Source organism: Sinosporangium siamense (assembly GCF_016863435.1).
Classification (GTDB): Bacteria; Actinomycetota; Actinomycetes; order Streptosporangiales; family Streptosporangiaceae; genus Sinosporangium; species Sinosporangium siamense.
On record NZ_BOOW01000006.1, the window covers coordinates 79,510 to 99,193 of the forward strand.

Below are 19,684 nucleotides of genomic sequence, written 5' to 3' on the forward strand. Positions count from 1 at the left end.
CCAAAATTCTTGAATCCCCTGCCTGTGTTGTTACTACCACAATCGCTGTAGATCGCGATGATCGACTCACCGGGGTTATCGAGGTGACATGTACGGCAGGAGCAAGTCTGTCGCCTTTGCCCAGGACTGAGGCATGAGAACGGCCCCCGTACGGGCCTGAGAGGCCTTAATCACGCACGGGGGCCGCAAATGCATAATGTGAGCCAGGCAACACTGACAAAGCCCGTCAGCGGCTCACTGAGCGCCCGAGACGTCCAGTGGCCGCGGAAGCGGGCGGAACACGAAGTGGGCCGAACTAGAAGGCTTCGACCGCCCTGCGCGCCTCGGCGTCAAGCACTCCCCAGCCGATGAGTTCCTCGGTCAACTCGGCCGGCGACTTGTCGTAAATCACGGCAAGAGAGCGCAAGTCCTCCTGGCGGATGGACAACACCTTGCCGTTGTAGTCACCGCGCTGGCTCTGGATGGTCGCGGCGTAGCGCGCGAGGGCCCCGGCCTTCTCCTTGGGAAGCTGGGCGAGGCGCTCAAGGTCGATCACAAGCTTCGGCGTGGGCCCGAGCGGACTCGGTGCGGCCCCGCCCGGCAACAACTCGGATACCGGCACACCGTAGAAATCGGCCAGCTCAGCGAGCTTCTGCACCGTGACCGCCCGGTCGCCGCGTTCGTAGGAGCCCACGACGACAGCCTTCCAGCGGCCACGCGACTTCTCTTCGACTCCATGCAGGGACAGGCCCTGCTGGGTGCGGATCGCGCGGAGTCGTGCACCCAGCGACTTGGCGTACTCAGACGGCATGTGTGGCCCCCCGGCTCTTAGGTTTGTCATGCTCTCAGCAGAAAGGTGATGCTTCTCACCAAATTGTGCTCCCTCGCGGCATATGCCCTGACAACCGGGGTCGGTGCCCGGGGTAGGCACCATCGGTGACAGGGGTGTCGGGTTTTTCCCAACAACACCTTGAGGGGTGGTTACGGACAGTGACGGTAAAGCGATGGCAGCCCAAGGTCAAGCTGATTGGAAAAAAGATGCCGAATCCGATCCGGTGTGGTCCGACACGATCGTCCGGCTTGTCCTGTCCGAAACTCCCTGGTTTTACCGTTTGAGGTGTACAGCGCGCGTACGCTCCATGGCCGGAACCCGAGGCAAGATGATCACTGGGCATGGCGCAGCCCTTATGATCTTCAAAGACGTGTCGCCGAGGAAGACGCGACGCAGGGGACCCTCTTCGCTGGAGGCACACATCACCATCTCCCCCGGGAACCACGAGGTCGACGCCAGCGCCGAGGCCACATCCCGGCCGGACAGCACCTCAAGGTCCACATGCGTGCTGCGCCGGGGACCGCGCGCTACGGCCCGCAGATCGGCCAGGACCTGCTCGCGCAACCGTTCGAGCATGGCGTCCTCGACCCTGCCGGGACGGCCGCCGCCCCTCAGCACCAGCGTCACCAGGCGCAGCGGCACGCCGAAGATCGCCGCCGCCTTCGCCGCGAGCCGCACGGCGTGATCGCAGCCGGGCCCCCTCCGGTAGGCCACCGTGATCCGGTCGAAGGCGGCCGGCGCGCTGGCCGCATAACCCTTCGGCGCCAGCGCCACAGGCACCGGCGAGGCGTGCAGGAGCTGATCGGCGGTGCTGCTCAGCGAGATGCGGCCTCTGGCGCCGCGCGGCGCCGAGCCGACGACCACGAGGTCCGCGCCGGTGGCCCGTGCCAATTCGCTCAGCCCGCGCCCGCTCCCGCGCTGCGGATGCATGACGAACTCCGCGCTCACGTCCTCCTGACCGGCCAGCAGCTCCCCGGCGACGTCCAGCGTGTGCTGCGCCTGCTCGCGCAGGTAGGTGCGCCATTCGGCGTCCACCTTGCCTGGGCCAGGTGTCTCCCAGGCCGGCGGGTGCACATTCGCCACCGTGAGCGCCGCGCCCGACTGCCGCGCGATGAGTACGGCGAGAGCCAGCCCGTCGCGCCCCCGGGGCTCGGGGATGAACCCGGTCAGGATTCGCTCCAGCTTCATCACGTCCCCCTCGTGTTCTGCCGGGCCAGCCGCGAACGGCGGAAGCCGTACGCGAAGTAGGCGATGAGACCGACGACCGTCCACAGCACGAACACCACCCAGGTGGCGCCGCTGAGGTTGATCATGAGATAGAGGCAGAAGAGCACGCCGAGCACGGGGGTGACGGGGAACAGCGGCGTGCGGAAGGCGCGCGGCAGATCGGGCCGGGTGCCGCGCAGCACGATCACGCCGACGTTGACGATGGCGAAGGCGAAGAGCGTGCCGATGCTGGTGGCGTCGGCGAGGTGGCCGAGCGGCACGAGCCCGGCGAGGATCGCGACGAAGGCCGACACGATGATCGTGTTGGCGGCGGGGACCTGCCGGCGCGGGCTGACCTTCTGGAACACCCGGGGGATCAGTCCGTCTCTGGACATGGCAAACAAAATGCGGGTCTGTCCGTACAGCACGGTGAGCACGACGCTGGCGATCGCGACGACGGCTCCGAGGGAGAGGATCGCCGCCGGCCAGACCGAGCCGGTCGCGTCCTCCAGCACCTTGGCCAGCGACGCCTCCGAGCCGCTGAGCTGCTGCCAGGGCATGACCCCGACGGCGGCCAGCGCCACGAGCACGTAGACGACGGTGACGATGCCGAGTGACAGCAGGATCGCGAGCGGCAGGTCGCGCCGGGGGTTCTTGGCCTCCTCGCCGGCGGTGGAGGCGGCGTCGAAGCCGATGTAGGAGAAGAAGACCTTGGCTCCGGCGGCGCTGAGGCCGGCCATGCCGAGCGGGGCGAAGGGGGTGAGGTTGTCGCTGTTGAACGCGGTGAAGGCGACCACGCAGAAGAACAGCAGCACGCCGACCTTGAGGAACACCATGACGGTGTTGGCCGTGGCGCTCTCGGAGGTGCCGCGGAGCAGCAGCAGCGTGGCGACGATCACCACGACCATGGCCGGGATGTTGACGATCCCGCCCTCGGCGCCCGGCGGGTTGGCGATCGCGGCGGGGATGCGCCAGGAGAACAGCTGGCCGAGGAACTCGTTGAGATATTGCCCCCAGCCCACCGCGACCGCCGACACCGAGACGGCGTATTCGAGCAGCAGGCACCAGCCGCACACCCAGGCCACCACCTCGCCGAGGGTCGCGTAGGCGTAGGAGTAGGAGGAGCCCGACACCGGGATCGTTCCCGCCAGTTCGGCGTATGACAGGGCGGAGAAGAGCGCGGTGACCGCGGCCAGCAGGAAGGAGACGATGACGGCGGGTCCGGCCAGGGGGGTGGCCTCGCCGAGGATCACGAAGATGCCGGTGCCGAGCGTCGCGCCCACGCTGAAAAGCGTGAGCTGGGTCAGCGACATGGACCGTTTGAGATTGCCGCCTTCCCCGTGCCCACCCTCGGCCACGATCTGTTCGGTGGGTTTGGTACGGAACATCCGGCGCCACAGTGAGTCCACGGCGTCTCCCTTCCGCCTCGTGGGCGATCTGGATGGGGGTGGATCTGAGGGGGTGTCCCCGATGGGCCCTGCCGCGGGCGGGGGTTTGCCCGATCGGCCGGGCCGGTCCGATGTCGTGGAGAACCGCTGTCGTCGTCGCCGCTTCCCGCGCGTGAAGCCGGTGGTCGTCAGATGGCGTCGCGTTCCAACGGGCAGCTCATGCAGCGCGGGCCGCCCCGGCCCCGGCCGAGTTCGCTGCCCCGGATCGTGATCACCTCGATGCCCTGGGAGTGGAGATAGTTGTTGGTGGTCGTGTTGCGTTCGTAGGCGATCACCACGCCGGGCTCGACGGCCAGCACGTTGCAGCCGTCGTCCCACTGCTCGCGCGCCGCGGCGTGCACGTCCTGCTGCGCGGTCAGCACTCTGATCTCGGGCAGCCCGAGGGCGGCGGCGATGGCCTTGTGCATGTTCTCCGGGGGATGGTCGGTGACCTTGAGTTCCTTCTCGTTGTCCCCGGGCTCGATGGTGTAGGACGGCAGCATGCCGAGCCCGGCGTATTTCGTGAACACCCCCGTGTCCACCATGGTCATCACGGTGTCGAGGTGCATGAACGCCCGTGCCTTCGGCATGTTGAGTGCCACGATGCTGGTGGCCGACCCGGCGGCGAAGAGGTTGTGCGCCAGCATCTCGACCGCCTGCGGCTGGGTGCGCTCGCTCATGCCCACGAGCACCGCTCCGCGCCCGATGACCAGCACGTCGCCGCCTTCGATGGTGGCGGGCGCGATGGGTGTGCCCGGCAGCCACACGTGGTAGCCGCCCTCGCGCGGCCGGTCGTAGCCGCCCGCGAACATCGGGTGCCAGCGGTAGACCGCCTCCATGTTGACGGTCTCGCGCATCCGCGCCTTCTTCTTCATGGCGTTGATCGAGACGCCGTCGTAGATCCAGCACGAGGTGTCGCGGGTGAACAGGTGGTTGGGCAGCGGCGGCAGCACGAAGTCGTCCGGGCCGAGGGTGTGGAAGGCGAGGCTCTTGGGATCCGTGCCGTACTCCATGATCTCGCGCTTGGTGATCCCCCCGGTGAGGAAGCGGGCCAGTAGCGCGGAACTCATCGAGTCCAGGGTGTTGCGGATGGAATCGGTGGCGAGGGGGCCGAACCAGCGTTTGTCGATGATGTGGTCGAGGATGTGCCGGCGGGCCTCGGGGATGTCGACGGTCTGTCTGAGCAGGTCGATGAGGAGGATCACCTCGATGCCGCGGGCGCGCAGCACGGCCTGCCACTCCTCGTGTTCCTCGACGGCGCGCTGCACCCAGAGCACGTCGTCGAACAGCAGGCCGTCCTTGTTGGCTGGAGTGAGTCGTTTGAGGGAGAGCTCGGGTTGGTGGACGAGGACCCGGCGGAGGGTTCCCACCTCGGAGTCGACATGAAAGGTCATTTGATCTCCTTGGTCCGATCGACCCCGTATTCGCCGCGCGAGGCCTTTATCCAGATATAAACCGGGATGCCTGCCAAAAGCATCAGTGTCCCTTGAAAGACGGCGTGGGTTCCCGCGCCGACCACCATCCAGAACGTGAACAGCAGCGCGATCGCCGCGACCGTTACATCCCGCGCCATGTGCCGCCGCTCCGCCCGCCGCCCGCGCGTCACCAGCCAGAACAGTTGCGCCGCCGCCGAGAACATGTACGGCACAGCCGTCGTGAAGGTCGCGAGCAGCAGGATGGCGCTGAACGCGTTCACCGCCGAGAACGCCGCGACGAAGGTGACGGAGGCAAACAGGGTGCCCGCGAGGATGCCGACATAAGGCACGTTCCTCGCGTTCACCTTGGCGAAGACCGAGGGGAACAGGCCGTCGCGCGCCGATGCCATGGGCATCTCGGCCACCAGCATGGTCCAGCCGTTCAGCGCGCCGATGCCCGAGACGACCGCGCAGGCGGCCATCACCCCGCCCCAGACGCCGCCACCGAACATGTTGTCGACCGCGTCGGCGAACGGCGCCTCGGAGGCGACCAGCTCGTCGTGGGGCACCGTACCGAAGACGGCGACGGTCGAGAGCATGTAGAGCGCGGCGCACGCCAGGCAGCCGAAGACGCTCGCCCGTGCGATGTTGCGCACCGGGTCGCGCACCTTCTCCGCGGCGACGGTCGCGCTCTCCACCCCGGAGTAGGCGAACAGCACCAGCGCCGCCGCGCCCGACAACGCGGCCGGCCACGAGTTCCCCGTCGCGTTGAACGGCCCGAAGTCGGCCGTGCGGACGAACGCCAGGCCCACGACCGAGATGAAGATCAGCGGGAGGAACTTCAGGACAGCGGTGACGAGCTGGAACGTTCCCATGTTCCTGACGCCGCTCAGATTGATCAACGCCGGGAGGCACAGCCCGAACAGCCCGATCGCGACCTTGCCCAGAGTGCTGTCCCAGTGCAGGAAGTAATTGACATATCCCACCCACGCGAACGCGATGCCCGCGTTCCCCGCCCATGCCGTGATCCAGAACGACCAGGCGTTGAGGAAACCGGGGAACTCGCCGAAGGCGTCCCTGGAGTAGGCGTACGGCCCGCCCGCCGCAGGCAGCCGGGCGCCGAGCCTGCCGAACACGACCGCCAGGGCGATGGCGCCGACCGTGACCACGCCGAAGGCCAGGATGCTGATCGTCCCGAAGGCGGCGAGCGCCGCGGGGAGCAGGAAGATGCCGGTGCCGACGATGTTGCCCACCACGAGCGCGGTCGCCTGCGCGAGCCCGAGCTCCCCCTCCGGGGCGTGCGGTGTGCCGCCGTCCTGCCCGTCGCATCCGTCCTGTCCGTCCCGCCCGTTCTGTCCGTCGTCCCGCCCGTCGTGCCGGTCGGCGGCGAGCGGACCTGGAGGTCCCTCGCCAGAAGATTCCCCCATGCTCTGCCCCCTGGCACCGCTTTCACCCCAAAAGCGATAACCCGGGTCGTCCCCGGCTGAAATCAGCGTGAAACCAGAGCGGGATGTGAGCAGGGGTGCGGAGCGGGCGCGCGGGCACAGCTCTCGGACGTGCGGAAACGGGGGGTGACCAGGCGAGAAGAGTACGGCGTGAGCCTGCTAAGGCGTGGTCGCCGAGTGGGTGGCCGGGGGCCGGGCGGCGCCGTCCCCGTCGACGAGGTGGGGGAAGACCAGTGCGCCCGCCGCGATCAGCAGCGCGGCGATCGCCACCGGCACCATGCGCAGGCGCGAGGGCGGGCCGGCGGGCGGGGAGGTGGAGAAGGTGCGGAGGCGGGCGGCGAGGTCCGGGTCGTCGGCCGCGAGGCGGTCACCAATGCCGCCGAGAACACGCTGGTCGTGCGGGGACAGGGCCACGTGATCTCCTTCAGGACACTTCTCGGGGCACATAGTGGGGATGAGAGCTTGTTATAAGCGACATATCCGACTTTGCCAAGGTTGTTGTCGTAGATCTCTCCGCGGCCTCACATGGTGGCGAGCTTGTGCAGCCCCTCCGCCCCGCCCACGATCTCGGTGATCTCCGTGGTGATCTCGGCCTGCCTCGCGTCGTTGGCCTCCCGGACGAGCCTCTCCACGAGCTCCTCGGCGTTCTCTGTGGCCGACGTCATCGCCGCCCGCCGGGCCGCGTGCTCGGCGGCGGCCGAACTCAGCATCATGAACCACACCCGCGACCGCACATAGCTGCCGAGCAGGGCGTCGAGCACCTGGGCGGCCGACGGCTCGAACTCGAAGGGCGCCTCGGGGATGCCGGGGGGCGGGGCGTCCTCACGCTCGTGCTCCTCGATCTCGATCGGCAGGATGCGGTGCGCGGTGACCTGCTGCCGCAGCATGGAGACGAACCGGTTGTAGATGACGTGCACCTCGCCCACACCGCCTTCGCGCGTGGGCATGGCGAAGGTGTCCAGCAGCGTCTGCCCGACCTCGGCCGCGATCGGATAGTGCGGCTCGCCGGAGAACCCCGACCACTCCCGCGCCACCTCCCTGCCCCGGAAGTGGAACCAGTCGGCCCCCCTGCGCCCCGCGATGTAGAAGACCGGCTCCTTGCCCTGCGAGCGCAGCAGCCCGCCGAGGGCCTCGGTGTGCCGGATGACGTCGTGGTTGAACGCCCCGCAGAACCCCCGGTCGCTCGTGAGCACGAGCACCGCCACCCGCGAGGTGTCCGGCTGCTGGTTGAGGATCGGGTGGGTGAGGGCGGTGTGGTGGGTGACCAGGATGGAGGCCGCCCGGGTGATCTCCCTGACGTAGGGCTCGGCGGCCCTGGCCCGCTCTCTGGCCTTGCCGACGCGGGAGGTGGCGATGAGCTTCTGGGCGCGCGTGATCTTGGCGGTGGACTTGATCGACTTGATCCGCCCGCGAATGGCCCGCAGCTGAGCACCCACGTGTCTTCGCCCCCGTCACCGTGTGCCCTCTACTCGCGCAGTGTAGTCGCGTGCTCGCTCCCGGTCCGTCCGAGCAGGTCGGCGAGGCGCGTCAAAACGCGGCTGGTAGTGTGACGGAGACCGTTTCCCTTTAAAGACCCGTCCCGTGAGGCGGAAAAGGCGGTGATTTTCGCATGTCTGATGCCCGGCCGCGCCCTGCCACTCGCGGCCCCTCCGAGCCCGGTTCGACGACATCCAGCCCCTCTGTGGCAAATGTCTCCCGGGCCGTCCTGGAAGGGCCTGACATCCACCGGGCACTGACCCGGATCGCCCACGAGATCTTGGAGCGCACCAAAGGCGCCCAGGACGTCGTGCTGCTCGGCATTCCCACCCGCGGGGTCACCCTCGCCCGCCGAATCGGCGAGCGCGTCGCGAGGTTCGAGGGTGTGCAGATCCCCGCGGGCTCCATCGACATCACTATGTACCGCGACGATCTGCGCCTGCGCCCGGCCCGCCCGCTCGGCCGCACCGAGCTGCCGCCCGACGGCATCGACGGCAAGATCGTCGTGCTCGTCGACGACGTCCTGTTCTCCGGCCGCACCGTGCGCGCCGCACTCGACGCGCTCGGCGACATCGGCCGCCCCCGCGCCGTGCAGCTCGCCACCCTGGTCGACCGCGGCCACCGCGAGCTGCCCATCCGCGCCGACTACGTCGGCAAGAACCTCCCGACGGCCATGAGTGAGAAGGTCAAGGTCTTCCTCGCGGAGACCGACGGCCGCGACGCCGTGGTCCTCATCAAGGAGGGCGACGCCAAATGAAACGCCACCTCATCTCCGCGGCCGACCTGAGCCGCGACGACGCCCTCCTGATCCTCGACACCGCCGAGGAGCTCGCCCAGGTCTCGCAGCGCTCGATCAAGAAGCTGCCGACGCTGCGCGGGCGCACGGTAGTCAACCTCTTCTTCGAGGACTCCACGCGCACCCGCATCTCCTTCGAGGCCGCGGCCAAACGCCTGTCCGCCGACGTCATCAACTTCTCCGCCAAGGGCTCCAGCGTCTCCAAGGGCGAGAGCCTCAAGGACACCGCGCTGACCCTCCAGGCGATGGGCGCCGACGCGGTCGTCATCCGGCACGGCGCCTCCGGCGCGCCCCACCGGCTGGCCGAGTGGGTCGACGGCAGCATCGTCAACGCCGGCGACGGCACCCACGAGCACCCGACGCAGGCCCTCCTCGACGCCTTCTCCATGCGCCGCAGGCTCGGCCCGCTCGACGGCCGCCGCGTCACCATCGTCGGCGACGTCCTGCACAGCCGTGTGGCGCGTTCCAATGTGCTGCTGCTCGCCACGCTCGGCGCCGAGGTGACGCTGGTCGCCCCGCCGACGCTGCTGCCGGTCTCGGTCGGCTCCTGGCCGTGCGAGATCTCCTACGACCTCGACGCCGTGCTGCCGAAGTCCGACGTCGTGATGATGCTGCGGGTGCAGCGCGAGCGCATGAACGCCGCGTTCTTCCCCAGCGCGCGTGAATACAGCAGGCGCTACGGCCTCGACCGCGACCGGCTCGGCCGCATGCCCGACCACGCGGTCGTGATGCACCCCGGTCCGATGAACCGCGGCATGGAGATCGCCGCCGAGGTCGCGGACTCGCCCCGCTCCACCATCGTCGAACAGGTCACCAACGGTGTGACGATCCGCATGGCCGTGCTCTACCTGCTGCTGGGTGGCGCCGAACTCGAAGGGGGCGCGCAGTGACCGCCTATCTCATCAAGGGCGCGAGCATCCTCGGGGGTGACCCCGCCGACCTGCTGCTGAGCGGCGGCGTGATCGCCGCTGTGGGCGTGGGCCTCACCGCGCCCGCCGGCGCCGAGACGGTCGACGCCGAGGGGCTCGTCGCCCTGCCCGGCCTCGTCGACCTCCACACCCACCTGCGCGAGCCCGGCCGCGAGGACGCCGAGACCGTCGAGACCGGCACCCGCGCCGCCGCCCTCGGCGGCTTCACCGCCGTGCACGCGATGGCCAACACCTCGCCGGTGGCCGACACCGCGGGTGTCGTCGAGCAGGTCTGGCGGCTCGGCCAGGAGGCCGGCCACTGCGACGTGCGCCCGGTCGGCGCCGTCACCGTGGGCCTGGCCGGCGAGCGCCTCGCCGAGCTCGGCGCGATGGCCGACTCCGCCGCCCGCGTCCGCGTCTTCTCCGACGACGGCAAGTGCGTCTCCGACGCGGTGCTGATGCGCCGCGCGCTCGAATACGTCAAGGCGTTCGACGGCGTCATCGCCCAGCACGCGCAGGAGCCGCGCCTCACCGAGGACGCGCAGATGAACGAGGGCGCCGTCTCCGGCCGCCTCGGCCTGACCGGCTGGCCCGCGGTCGCCGAGGAGGCGATCATCGCCCGCGACTGCCTTCTCGCCGCCCACGTCGGCTCCCGCCTGCACGTGTGCCACGTCTCCACCGCGGGCTCCGTCGAGATCATCCGGTGGGCCAAGTCCAAGGGGTGGAATGTGACCGCCGAGGTCACCCCGCACCACCTGCTGCTCACCGACGACCTCGTCGAGGCATCCTCCCTCGGCGCCTACAACCCGATCTTCAAGGTCAACCCGCCGCTGCGCACCCGCGAGGACGTCGAGGCGCTGCGCGCCGCCCTCGCCGACGGCACGATCGACGTCGTCGCCACCGACCACGCCCCCCACCCGGTCGAGGACAAGGAGACCGAGTGGGGCGCGGCCGCCATGGGCATGATCGGGCTGGAGACCGCCCTGCCGGTCGTGCAGCTCGCCATGATCGAGACCGGGCTGCTCGACTGGGCCGGGGTCGCCGAGCGCATGTCGGCCACGCCCGCCCGCATCGGCAGGCTCAGCGGCCACGGCGCGCCGCTCCAGTCCGGCTCGGCGGCCAACCTGACGCTGGTCGACCCGGCCGCCCGCACAGTGGTCGACCCGCGCGCCTCCGCCTCCAAGAGCCGCAACACGCCATATGAGGGCCTCACGCTGCCCGGCAAGGTCGTCGCGACCTTCCTGCGGGGCAGGCCCACCGTTCTCGAAGGGAAGCTCGCGTGACGGAGACCGCCATCCTGGTTCTGGAAGACGGCCGAGTCTTCAACGGCACCCCCTACGGCGCCGTGGGCGAGACCTTCGGAGAGATGGTCTTCAACACCGGCATGACCGGCTACCAGGAGACCCTCACCGACCCGTCCTACCACCGCCAGATCGTCGCGATGACCGCACCGCACATCGGCAACACCGGCGTCAACGACGAGGACCCCGAGTCCACGCGCATCTGGGTCGCCGGCTACGTCGTGCGCGAGCCGTCCCGCGTCTCCTCCAGCTGGCGGGCGCGGCGCTCGCTCGACGACGCCCTGCGCGAGCAGGGAGTGGTCGGCATCGCCATGCCCGGCACCCGCGCCCTCACCCGCCACCTGCGCGAGCGCGGCGCGATGCGCGCCGGGGTCTTCTCCGGCGCGGCCCTGGCCCCCGTCGAGGAGCTCCTCGAGCGCGTGCGCCAAAGCCCGAAGATGGCCGGCGCCGACCTCGCGGGAGAGGTGTCCACGGCTTCGCCGTACGTCCTTTCGCCCGTCGGGGAGCACCGCTTCACCGTCGCCGCCGTCGACCTCGGCATCAAGGCCATGACGCCGGAGCGCATGTCGCAGCGGGGCTGCCGCGTGCACGTGCTGCCCGCGAGCGCGACGACGGCCGACATCCTGGCGCTCGGCCCCGACGGCGTCTTCTTCTCCAACGGCCCCGGCGACCCCGCCACCGCCGGCTTCGCCGTAGAGGCGCTGCGCGGGGTGCTGGACTCCGGCACGCCGTTCTTCGGCATCTGCTTCGGCAACCAGATCCTCGGCCGCGCCCTCGGCCTGCCCACCTACAAGCTGCGTTACGGCCACCGGGGCGTCAACCAGCCGGTCATGGACCGCCGCACCGGCAAGGTCGAGATCACGAGCCACAACCACGGCTTCGCCGTGGACGCCCCCCTCGACGGCCCCTTCGACACGCCATACGGCAGAGCCGAGGTGAGCCACGTCAACCTCAACGACAACTGCGTCGAGGGGCTGCGCCTCCTCGACCGCCCGGCCTTCAGCGTGCAATACCACCCCGAGGCCGCTGCCGGGCCGCACGACGCGGCCTACCTGTTCGACGAGTTCAACGCCCTGATGGAAGGACACCGGCGTGCCTAAACGCACCGACATCTCCTCGGTCATGGTGATCGGGTCAGGGCCCATCGTGATCGGCCAGGCGTGCGAGTTCGACTACTCCGGCACCCAGGCGTGCCGGGTGCTGCGCGCCGAGGGCTTCCGCGTCGTGCTCGTCAACAGCAACCCCGCGACGATCATGACCGACCCGGAGTTCGCCGACGCGACCTACGTCGAGCCGATCACCCCCGAGATCGTCGAGAAGATCATCGACCGGGAGCGGCCCGACGCGCTGCTCGCGACCCTCGGCGGGCAGACCGCGCTCAACACCGCGATGGCCCTGCACGAGGCCGGCGTGCTTGAGCGCTACGGCGTCGAGCTGATCGGCGCCGACGTCGACGCCATCCAGTCCGGCGAGAACCGCGAGAAGTTCAAGGAGATCGTCGCCAAGGTCGCCCGCGAGCACGGCCTCAACGCCGAGTCGGCGCGCAGCGCCATCTGCCACACGCTGGAGCAGTGCCTCGCCGCGGCCGAGGAGCTCGGCTATCCGGTGGTCGTGCGGCCCTCCTTCACCATGGGCGGCGTCGGCTCCGGCTTCGCCCACGACGAGGCCGCGCTGCGCCGCATCGCGGGCGCCGGGCTCGACGCCTCCCCGACCTCCGAGGTGCTCCTTGAGGAGTCGATCCTCGGCTGGAAGGAATACGAGCTCGAGGTCATGCGCGACCGGGCCGACAACGTCGTGATCGTGTGCTCCATCGAGAACCTCGACCCGATGGGCGTGCACACCGGCGACAGCATCACCGTGGCCCCCGCGATGACGCTGACCGACCGCGAATACCAGAACATGCGCGACGTCGCCATCGCCGTCATCCGCGAGGTCGGCGTCGACACCGGCGGCTGCAACATCCAGTTCGCCGTCGACCCGGGCACCGGCCGCATGATCGTCATCGAGATGAACCCGCGGGTGTCGCGGTCGAGCGCCCTGGCGTCCAAGGCCACCGGCTTCCCGATCGCGAAGATCGCCGCCAAGCTGGCCATCGGCTACACCCTGCCCGAGATCCCCAACGACATCACCAAGGAGACCCCGGCGTCCTTCGAGCCCTCGCTCGACTACGTCGTGGTCAAGGTGCCGAGGTTCGCCTTCGAGAAGTTCGCCGGGGCCGACCAGACCCTCACCACCCACATGAAGTCCGTGGGCGAGGCCATGGCCATCGGCCGCTCCTTCCCCGAGGCGCTCCAGAAGGCCCTGCGGTCGCTGGAGAGCAAGGGCTCCTCCTTCACCTTCGACGACGAGCCGGGCGACCGCGCCGAGCTCGTGGCCGCCGCGGCCACGCCGCGCGACGGGCGCCTCGCGACCGTGATGCGCGCCATCAGGGCCGGGGCGGGCGCAGAAGAGCTCTTCGAGTCGACCAGGATCGACCCGTGGTTCCTCGACCAGCTCTACGTCATCCACGAGGTCGCCGAGGAGCTCGGGGCCGCCCCCGCGCTTTCCGCCGACGAGCTGGTCAAGGCCAAGCGTTACGGCTTCAGCGACGCCCAGATCGCCGGCATCCGGGGCCTGGCCGAGGCCGAGGTGCGCGCGCTGCGCCACACGCTCGGCGTGCGGCCGGTCTACAACACCGTCGACACCTGCGCCGCCGAGTTCGCCGCGGCCACGCCGTACCTCTACTCCACCTACGACGAGGAGGACGAGGTCCCGCTCGGCGACCGGCCCAAGGTGATCATCCTCGGCAGCGGTCCCAACCGCATCGGGCAGGGCATCGAGTTCGACTACGCGTGCGTGCACGCGTCCTTCGAGCTGTCGGCCGCCGGGTTCGAGACCGTCATGGTCAACTGCAATCCCGAGACCGTCTCGACCGACTACGACACCTCCGACCGGCTCTACTTCGAGCCGCTCACCCTGGAGGACGTCCTTGAGGTCGTGCACGCCGAGCAGCGCACCGGGCCTGTGGCCGGGGTCATCGTGCAGCTCGGCGGGCAGACGCCGCTCGGGCTCGCCCAGGCGCTCAAGGACGCCGGGGTGCCCGTCGTCGGCACCTCGCCCGAGTCGATCCACCTGGCCGAGGAGCGCGGCGCCTTCGGGCGGGTGCTCGCCGAGGCCGGGCTGCCCGCGCCCAAGCACGGCACCGCGCTCACCGTCGAGGAGGCCACGGAGATCGCCGGCGAGATCGGCTACCCGGTGCTCGTCCGCCCGTCCTACGTGCTCGGCGGGGCCGGCATGGCGATCGTCTACGACGACGACAACCTCGCCCGCTACATGGAGCGCGCCGCCGCCGACCACCCGGTGCTCATCGACAGGTTCCTCGACGAGGCCATCGAGATCGACGTCGACGCGCTCTACGACGGCTCGGAGCTCTACCTCGGCGGCGTCATGGAGCACATCGAGGAGGCCGGCATCCACTCCGGCGACTCGGCGTGCGCACTGCCCCCGATCACGCTCGGCAGCCTCGACATCAAGCGCATCCGCGCCGCCACCGAGGCCATCGCCGAGGGCGTCGGGGTGCGCGGGCTGCTCAACGTGCAATACGCGATGTCGGCCGGCGTGCTCTACGTGCTGGAGGCCAACCCGCGCGCCAGCCGTACGGTCCCGTTCGTCTCCAAGGCCACGGCGGTGCCCCTGGCCAAGGCCGCGGCGCGGGTCATGATGGGCACCACCGTCGCCGAGCTGCGCGCCGAGGGCATGCTGCCGGCCGAGGGCGACGGCGGCACGCTGCCGCTGTCGGCGCCCATCGCGGTCAAGGAGGCCGTGCTGCCCTTCAACCGCTTCCGCGGCGTCGACACCGTGCTCGGGCCCGAGATGCGCTCCACGGGCGAGGTCATGGGCATCGACGAGGTGTTCGGCCACGCTTATGCCAAGTCGCAGGACGCCGCCTACGGCCAGCTTCCCACCAAGGGCCGCGCCTTCGTCTCGGTCGCCAACCGCGACAAGCGTGCGATGGTCTTCCCGGTGAAGGCCCTCGCCGACCTCGGCTTCGAGATCCTCGCCACGGAGGGCACCGCCGAGGTGCTGCGCCGCAACGGCGTCCGTGCCAAGATCGTGCGCAAGCACAGCGACGGCGCGGCGCCCGGCGGGGAGCCGACCATCGTCGGCCGCATTCTGGACGGAGAGGTGGATCTCATCGTCAACACGCCGTTCGGCAGCCCTGGGCAGTCCGGACCGCGCCTCGACGGCTACGAGATCCGCACCGCGGCGGTGCTGCGGGGCATCCCGTGCATCACCACGGTCCAGGGACTCGCCGCGGCGGTCCAGGGCATTCAGGCCATCGTCAGAGGCGAGGTGGGCGTACGGTCCCTTCAGGAGCACGCAGAGCGGCTCAGAGGGCACGGGGACAGTCGAGGCGATGCCTAGTCGTCCACCCGCCCGCTGACCGCGGCGGCGAGGACGAGCGGCGAAGAGGTGCACGTTTGGGAGGTAGCCCCCAGCAGGTGACCGGCACGGTGCTGACGACGCGCCGTGTCGACGCCTACCACGCCCTGACCGTCGTCGCTCCCGGCATCGCGGAGAGATTCCGCCCCGGGCACTTCGTCTCGGTGTCGGTCGGGGGTCCTGGCACGTCGATGGTCACCCGCAGGGCCCTCGCCGTACACGACGTCAAACCCGACTACGGCGGCACCGTCGAGTTCGTCGTCGCCGTGCGCGGGCCCGGCACGGCCTGGCTGGCCGACCGCAGGGCCAGGGACACCCTGGACCTCGTCGGACCGCTCGGGCGGCCCTTCCCGCTGCCGCGCGACCCGGTCAACTGCGTGCTCGTCGGCGGGGAATACGGCTCGGCCACGTTGTTCGCCCTCGCCGACGCGCTGCAACGCCGGCACTGCCGGGTCGACTTCGTGCTCGGGGCCGCCGCGGCCGACCGCGTGTTCGGCGCGCTGCGCGCGCGAAGGGTGGGGGAGACCACGACGCTGACGACCGAGGACGGCTCGCTCGGCCTGCGCGGGCGGGTGGCCGACGTGCTGCCCGGGGTCGTCACGGACGTGCACGCCGACGTGATCTACGCGTGCGGGCCGATGGCCATGCTGCGCGAGGTCACCGCCGTCGGCATCGATTTCGACATTCCGGTTCAGGTGGCGGTGGAGGAGGCCATGGCGTGCGGCATCGGCGTCTGCATGACGTGTGTGCTCCCCGTGATCGGTGACGACGGCGTGACGCGCATGGTGCGGGCCTGCGCCGACGGGCCGGTCTTCCGCGGTGAGCGGGTCCGGTTCGAGGACGTGGGAACGATCCCCTTCGACGCGCTGGGCGCCCCCGGCGGAGGTGGGAGTGCCCGCCATGTCACTTGATGTGCCGGCGGTCGACATGCGCACCTATCTCGCGCACGTGGAGCTCGCCAACCCCGTCACCACCGCGGCCGGATGCGCCGGCACCGGCCGCGAGCTTTCGCAGTTCTTCGACCTCGGCCGCCTCGGCGCGCACACCACCCGCACGATCACCATGGCGCCGAGAGCCGGCCGCCCCACCCCCCGCATGACCGAGACGCCCTCTGGCCTGCTCAACGCGGTCGGCCTGCAGGGGCCGGGCATCGAGGCGTTCCTCGGCCGTGAGCTGCCCTGGCTCGCCCAGCGCTCCATCCGCACCGTCGTGTCCATCGGCGGCGGCTCGGTCGCGGAATACACCGCGCTGGCGCGCAGGCTCGCCGACGCCCCCGGCGTCACCGCGATCGAGGTCAACCTGGCCTGCCCCAACATCGAGGACAGGGGCCGGGTCTTCGCCCGCGACGGCGCGGCCTCCGCCGAGGTGGTCGCCTCGGTGCGCTCGGTCACGCGCTATGACGTGCCCGTGGTCGCCAAGCTCTCGCCCGATGTCACCGACGTCGTGGCGGTCGCCCGCGCGTGCGTCGACGGCGGGGCCGACGCGCTGTCGATGATCAACAACCCTCTCGGGGTGTGCATCGACGTCGACACCCTGCGCCCGGCGCTGGCCGCCGTCTCGGGCGGCCTGTCGGGCCCCGCCGTGCGCCCGCTCGCCGTGCGGTGCGTCTGGCAGGTGCACGCCGCGCTGCCGGGCGTGCCGATCGTCGGCGTCGGAGGTGTCATGACCGGCAGGGACGCCTTCGAGCTCATCCTCGCCGGAGCGTGTGCCGTCGCCGTCGGCACCGCGCTTTTCCACGACCCCCTCGCCGCCGTGCGCATCCTCAAGGAGCTTGAGGACGCCCTGGCGGCCAGGGGCTTCCAACGCCTGGCCGACGCCGTCGGCCTGGCCCACCGCCCGCCGGGAAGCGGTTCCCGGCACCTGGAGGAGAGCTCGCTGTGACGAGAGCGCCCATCGCCGTCGCCCTGGACGCGCCCGACCTGGAGACCGCCGCCCGCTGGGCCGCTCTGGTGACCCCGCATGTCAGCACCGTGAAGGTAGGGCTCGAACTCTACCTGCGTTACGGGCCGGATGTGATCGCTTCCGTGCGAGGGGCGAGCGGAGTGCGTGTCTTCCTCGATCTGAAGCTCCACGACATCCCGAACACCGTGGCCGCCGCCACAAGGGCCGTGGCGCGCCTCAAACCGGCCATCCTGACCGTACACGCAGCCGGCGGCCCCGCGATGGTGAAAGCCGCGGTTGAGGCCGCGCCCGGCATCCAGGTGGCCGCCGTGACCGTCCTGACCTCGCTGTCCGATGCCGACCTGGCCAAAATCGGCCTCCAGGGGCCGCCTGAGGACGCCGTACGCCGCCTGGCGGCTCTCGCCGTCGGCGCGGGCGCCCAGGCGCTCGTCTGCTCGCCTCAGGAGGTCACAGCCGTGCGCGCCGAGGTCGGGCCGGGCGTGACATTGATCACGCCGGGGGTGCGCCCGGTGGGCTCCGCCGTACAGGACCAGGCCCGGGTCGCCACTCCCGAGCGTGCGCTCGCGGACGGGGCCGACCTTCTCGTGATCGGGCGGCCGATCACCGGCGCGACCGATCCCGGAGCGGCCGCCGCTGCCCTCGCGGCGGCACTCCGGCGCACGCTTCCGGAGTCTTGATCGCTCTCCAAAGGACCTGTCGGGGAAAGCCGGAAGTAGGGGCGTTTTCATCGGCTAACGGTAGCCTCCCGGTTACGGAGAGTGTTGAAGTAGATTTTGTGGGGACAGAAACCGGCTTTGACGTTGCCTGATGGCCCAAGACCAGCTAGTTTCCCCTCCCGTCCGAGTACATCGACAGAAATTCGAGGTGACCCGGCGTGGCTCTTCCTCCCCTGACCCCCGAGCAGCGCGCCGCAGCCCTGGAAAAGGCTGCCAAGGCCCGCCGTGAGCGTGCCGAGGTCAAGAACCGGCTCAAGCACGGCGCGGTTTCCCTGGCTGAGGTGCTGAAGGATGGTCAGTCCGACGACGTCATCGGCAAGATGAAGGTGTCGGCGCTGTTGGAGTCGCTCCCTGGTGTGGGCAAGGTCCGTGCCAAGCAGTTGATGGAGCGGCTCGGTATCGCCGAGTCCCGCCGTGTGCGGGGTCTTGGTGCGAACCAGCGGTCCGCTCTGGAGCGCGAGTTCGGCGGCTCCGAGAGCTGATCTCGGTTTCGCGTGAACGTAGGACTACGGGGGTACTGGCGTGATCGCTACGTCCTGGCCTGACGGCGGTCGGGCCGACCAGGCAGCCGATTCCGGCGGGTCCGGGACAGCCGACGGTGACGCCATGCCTCCGGCCGATCGCCCGGAGGAAGCAACACTCTCCTCCGAGCGGACCGGCAGACGCCTGACGGTTCTCTCGGGACCGTCGGGCGTCGGCAAATCCACGGTCGTCGCCGAGCTCCGGCGGGCACACCCCGAGGTGTGGCTGTCGGTCTCGGTGACCACCCGGGGGCCGCGCCCCGGCGAGACACACGGGGTCGAATACTTTTTCGCCGACGACGACGAGTTCGACGAACTCGTCGCCTCAGGCGAGCTGCTCGAATGGGCCGAGTTCGCCGGCAACCGTTACGGCACGCCGCGTGCGGCCGTGCTCAAACGGCTGGCCGAAGGCAGGCCGACACTCCTGGAGATCGATCTCCAGGGGGCGCGCCAGGTCCGCGAGAGCATGCCCGAAGCCCTGCTGATCTTCCTGGCCCCGCCGAGCTGGGAGGAGCTGGAAAGCAGGCTGAGAGGCCGCGGCACCGAGCCGGAGGACGTCATCGCCAGGCGTCTTGAGGCCGGGCTCGTCGAGATGGCGGCCGAGAGCGAGTTCGACCTGACCTTGGTCAACACGTCCGTCCAGGACGTGTGTCATCGGCTGATAGCCTTGATGACTGGCCCGGAGGGTGCTCTCTCACCTCATCACAAGGCCCCGGGCAGCCAAGCACTCACCGACCTAGGGGAATGACGACGTGGCAGGCACGGCCCAGACCGCAGAAGGCATCACCAACCCGCCGATCGACCAGCTGCTTGACGTGGTCGACAGCAAATACAGTCTTGTGATCATGGGCGCCAAGCGGGCGCGCCAGATCAACGCTTACTACTCGCAGCTCGGCGAGGGTCTGCTGGAATACGTGGGCCCCCTCGTTGAGACCCACGCTCAGGAGAAGCCGCTGTCCATCGCGCTGCGCGAGGTCAGCGAGGGGCTGCTCACGGCCGAGCCGATCGAGGGCTGAGCTTCTTTTCCCAGGCTTTTCCCGGGTGCCCGCGTTCCCCCGGCGCGGTTGTTGTGCCCGTTTCCGGGCCGGCGGTTCTGGCCGCCGGGCTTCGGGTGGTTTTCTTGGGGCTTGGACCGTTTTTGCGGGCTTTGGGCTGTGAGGCTGACTTGCGCGCTTCGGCCCGGGGTCGCTTTCGAGGGTGGCAGGCCGGTCCCGGGCTTGGCCGTCGGCTTTGAGGATCCCTTCCGGGGGCTCGTGCCTCGCCGCCCCGCTTCCAGAGGGGGTTCGCCCCGGTTCGGGAGGGATCGGCCTCGTTCTCCGGAATGGAGTGACCTCGCTT

At 69.9% G+C, this 19,684-nt stretch carries 18 protein-coding genes; 11 read left to right on the top strand and 7 right to left on the bottom strand.

The annotated features are described in order from the left end of the window. Positions 1-295: 295 nt before the first annotated feature. The 7 genes from bldD to Ssi02_RS02405 all read right to left on the bottom strand — a co-directional run bounded on the left by bldD (position 296) and on the right by Ssi02_RS02405 (position 7,740). Positions 296-790: a transcriptional regulator BldD gene (gene bldD, locus Ssi02_RS02375; protein ID WP_204020559.1), complete on the bottom strand. Its 495-nt coding sequence runs from the start codon at positions 788-790 to the stop codon at positions 296-298. A 294-nt stretch (positions 791-1,084) separates the two neighbouring features. Beyond that, on the bottom strand, positions 1,085-1,999 hold the full coding sequence (locus Ssi02_RS02380) for a universal stress protein (RefSeq protein ID WP_204020561.1): 915 nt from the start codon (positions 1,997-1,999) through the stop codon (positions 1,085-1,087). After that, positions 1,999-3,405: an amino acid permease gene (locus Ssi02_RS02385; protein WP_204021385.1), complete on the bottom strand. Its 1,407-nt coding sequence runs from the start codon at positions 3,403-3,405 to the stop codon at positions 1,999-2,001. Before Ssi02_RS02385 ends, Ssi02_RS02380 begins: the two co-directional genes overlap by 1 nt. A gap of 188 nt (positions 3,406-3,593) precedes the next feature. Continuing rightward, entirely contained in the window at positions 3,594-4,838 is a 1,245-nt protein-coding gene (locus tag Ssi02_RS02390) for an arginine deiminase (RefSeq protein ID WP_204020563.1), read from the bottom strand. Next, positions 4,835-6,286, bottom strand: a complete 1,452-nt coding sequence (locus Ssi02_RS02395) for an APC family permease (RefSeq protein WP_204020565.1) — start codon at positions 6,284-6,286, stop codon at positions 4,835-4,837. The genes Ssi02_RS02390 and Ssi02_RS02395 overlap by 4 nt, the downstream gene beginning before the upstream one ends. Positions 6,287-6,463: 177 nt before the next feature. Beyond that, a complete protein-coding gene (locus tag Ssi02_RS02400; protein ID WP_204020567.1) occupies positions 6,464-6,718 on the bottom strand; it encodes a DUF3040 domain-containing protein in 255 nt (84 codons plus the stop codon). A 107-nt stretch (positions 6,719-6,825) separates the two neighbouring features. Beyond that, positions 6,826-7,740: a F0F1 ATP synthase subunit gamma gene (locus Ssi02_RS02405; protein ID WP_204020570.1), complete on the bottom strand. Its 915-nt coding sequence runs from the start codon at positions 7,738-7,740 to the stop codon at positions 6,826-6,828. A gap of 173 nt (positions 7,741-7,913) precedes the next feature. Between Ssi02_RS02405 and pyrR the strand changes: the two genes are divergently transcribed. From pyrR to rpoZ, 11 genes are all read left to right on the top strand, one after another. Then, on the top strand, positions 7,914-8,537 hold the full coding sequence (gene pyrR / locus Ssi02_RS02410) for a bifunctional pyr operon transcriptional regulator/uracil phosphoribosyltransferase PyrR (RefSeq protein ID WP_204020573.1): 624 nt from the start codon (positions 7,914-7,916) through the stop codon (positions 8,535-8,537). Next, positions 8,534-9,466 (top strand): aspartate carbamoyltransferase catalytic subunit, encoded by a 933-nt coding sequence (locus Ssi02_RS02415; RefSeq protein WP_204020575.1) that lies wholly within the window; start codon positions 8,534-8,536, stop codon positions 9,464-9,466. The genes pyrR and Ssi02_RS02415 overlap by 4 nt, the downstream gene beginning before the upstream one ends. Further along, entirely contained in the window at positions 9,463-10,767 is a 1,305-nt protein-coding gene (locus tag Ssi02_RS02420) for a dihydroorotase (protein WP_204020578.1), read from the top strand. The genes Ssi02_RS02415 and Ssi02_RS02420 overlap by 4 nt, the downstream gene beginning before the upstream one ends. Further along, positions 10,764-11,885, top strand: a complete 1,122-nt coding sequence (carA, locus tag Ssi02_RS02425) for a glutamine-hydrolyzing carbamoyl-phosphate synthase small subunit (protein ID WP_204020582.1) — start codon at positions 10,764-10,766, stop codon at positions 11,883-11,885. Before Ssi02_RS02420 ends, carA begins: the two co-directional genes overlap by 4 nt. Continuing rightward, positions 11,878-15,189, top strand: coding sequence for a carbamoyl-phosphate synthase large subunit (gene carB / locus Ssi02_RS02430; protein ID WP_204020584.1), 3,312 nt, complete (start codon positions 11,878-11,880; stop codon positions 15,187-15,189). The genes carA and carB overlap by 8 nt, the downstream gene beginning before the upstream one ends. A 56-nt stretch (positions 15,190-15,245) precedes the next feature. Further along, positions 15,246-16,118 (top strand): dihydroorotate dehydrogenase electron transfer subunit, encoded by an 873-nt coding sequence (locus Ssi02_RS02435; RefSeq protein WP_239128542.1) that lies wholly within the window; start codon positions 15,246-15,248, stop codon positions 16,116-16,118. Continuing rightward, positions 16,108-17,088, top strand: coding sequence for a dihydroorotate dehydrogenase (locus Ssi02_RS02440; RefSeq protein WP_204020587.1), 981 nt, complete (start codon positions 16,108-16,110; stop codon positions 17,086-17,088). Before Ssi02_RS02435 ends, Ssi02_RS02440 begins: the two co-directional genes overlap by 11 nt. After that, positions 17,085-17,786: an orotidine-5'-phosphate decarboxylase gene (gene pyrF, locus Ssi02_RS02445; RefSeq protein ID WP_204020589.1), complete on the top strand. Its 702-nt coding sequence runs from the start codon at positions 17,085-17,087 to the stop codon at positions 17,784-17,786. Before Ssi02_RS02440 ends, pyrF begins: the two co-directional genes overlap by 4 nt. Positions 17,787-17,983: 197 nt before the next feature. Beyond that, the gene (gene mihF, locus Ssi02_RS02450; protein WP_204020591.1) at positions 17,984-18,307 is read left to right on the top strand and encodes an integration host factor, actinobacterial type; all 324 of its coding nucleotides are present in this window, start codon (positions 17,984-17,986) and stop codon (positions 18,305-18,307) included. Positions 18,308-18,431: 124 nt separating this feature from the next. After that, positions 18,432-19,094 carry a guanylate kinase gene (gene gmk, locus Ssi02_RS02455; RefSeq protein ID WP_204020593.1) on the top strand — a complete coding sequence of 221 codons (663 nt, stop codon included), beginning with the start codon at positions 18,432-18,434 and terminating at the stop codon, positions 19,092-19,094. Between the two features lie 4 nt (positions 19,095-19,098). Next, positions 19,099-19,362 carry a DNA-directed RNA polymerase subunit omega gene (gene rpoZ, locus Ssi02_RS02460; RefSeq protein ID WP_204020595.1) on the top strand — a complete coding sequence of 88 codons (264 nt, stop codon included), beginning with the start codon at positions 19,099-19,101 and terminating at the stop codon, positions 19,360-19,362. Positions 19,363-19,684: the final 322 nt, after the last annotated feature.

Excerpts from the sequence above, each read along its gene's own strand:
- Ssi02_RS02415 (WP_204020575.1), top strand. The coding sequence starts at position 8,534 with ATGAAACGCCACCTCATCTCCGCGGCCGACCTGAGCCGCGACGACGCC.
- pyrR (WP_204020573.1), top strand. The coding sequence starts at position 7,914 with ATGTCTGATGCCCGGCCGCGCCCTGCCACTCGCGGCCCCTCCGAGCCC.
- bldD (WP_204020559.1), bottom strand. The coding sequence starts at position 790 with ATGCCGTCTGAGTACGCCAAGTCGCTGGGTGCACGACTCCGCGCGATC.
- Ssi02_RS02390 (WP_204020563.1), bottom strand. The coding sequence starts at position 4,838 with ATGACCTTTCATGTCGACTCCGAGGTGGGAACCCTCCGCCGGGTCCTC.
- Ssi02_RS02385 (WP_204021385.1), bottom strand. The coding sequence starts at position 3,405 with ATGTTCCGTACCAAACCCACCGAACAGATCGTGGCCGAGGGTGGGCAC.
- Ssi02_RS02440 (WP_204020587.1), top strand. The coding sequence starts at position 16,108 with ATGTCACTTGATGTGCCGGCGGTCGACATGCGCACCTATCTCGCGCAC.
- Ssi02_RS02395 (WP_204020565.1), bottom strand. The coding sequence starts at position 6,286 with ATGGGGGAATCTTCTGGCGAGGGACCTCCAGGTCCGCTCGCCGCCGAC.
- gmk (WP_204020593.1), top strand. The coding sequence starts at position 18,432 with ATGCCTCCGGCCGATCGCCCGGAGGAAGCAACACTCTCCTCCGAGCGG.
- Ssi02_RS02380 (WP_204020561.1), bottom strand. The coding sequence starts at position 1,999 with ATGAAGCTGGAGCGAATCCTGACCGGGTTCATCCCCGAGCCCCGGGGG.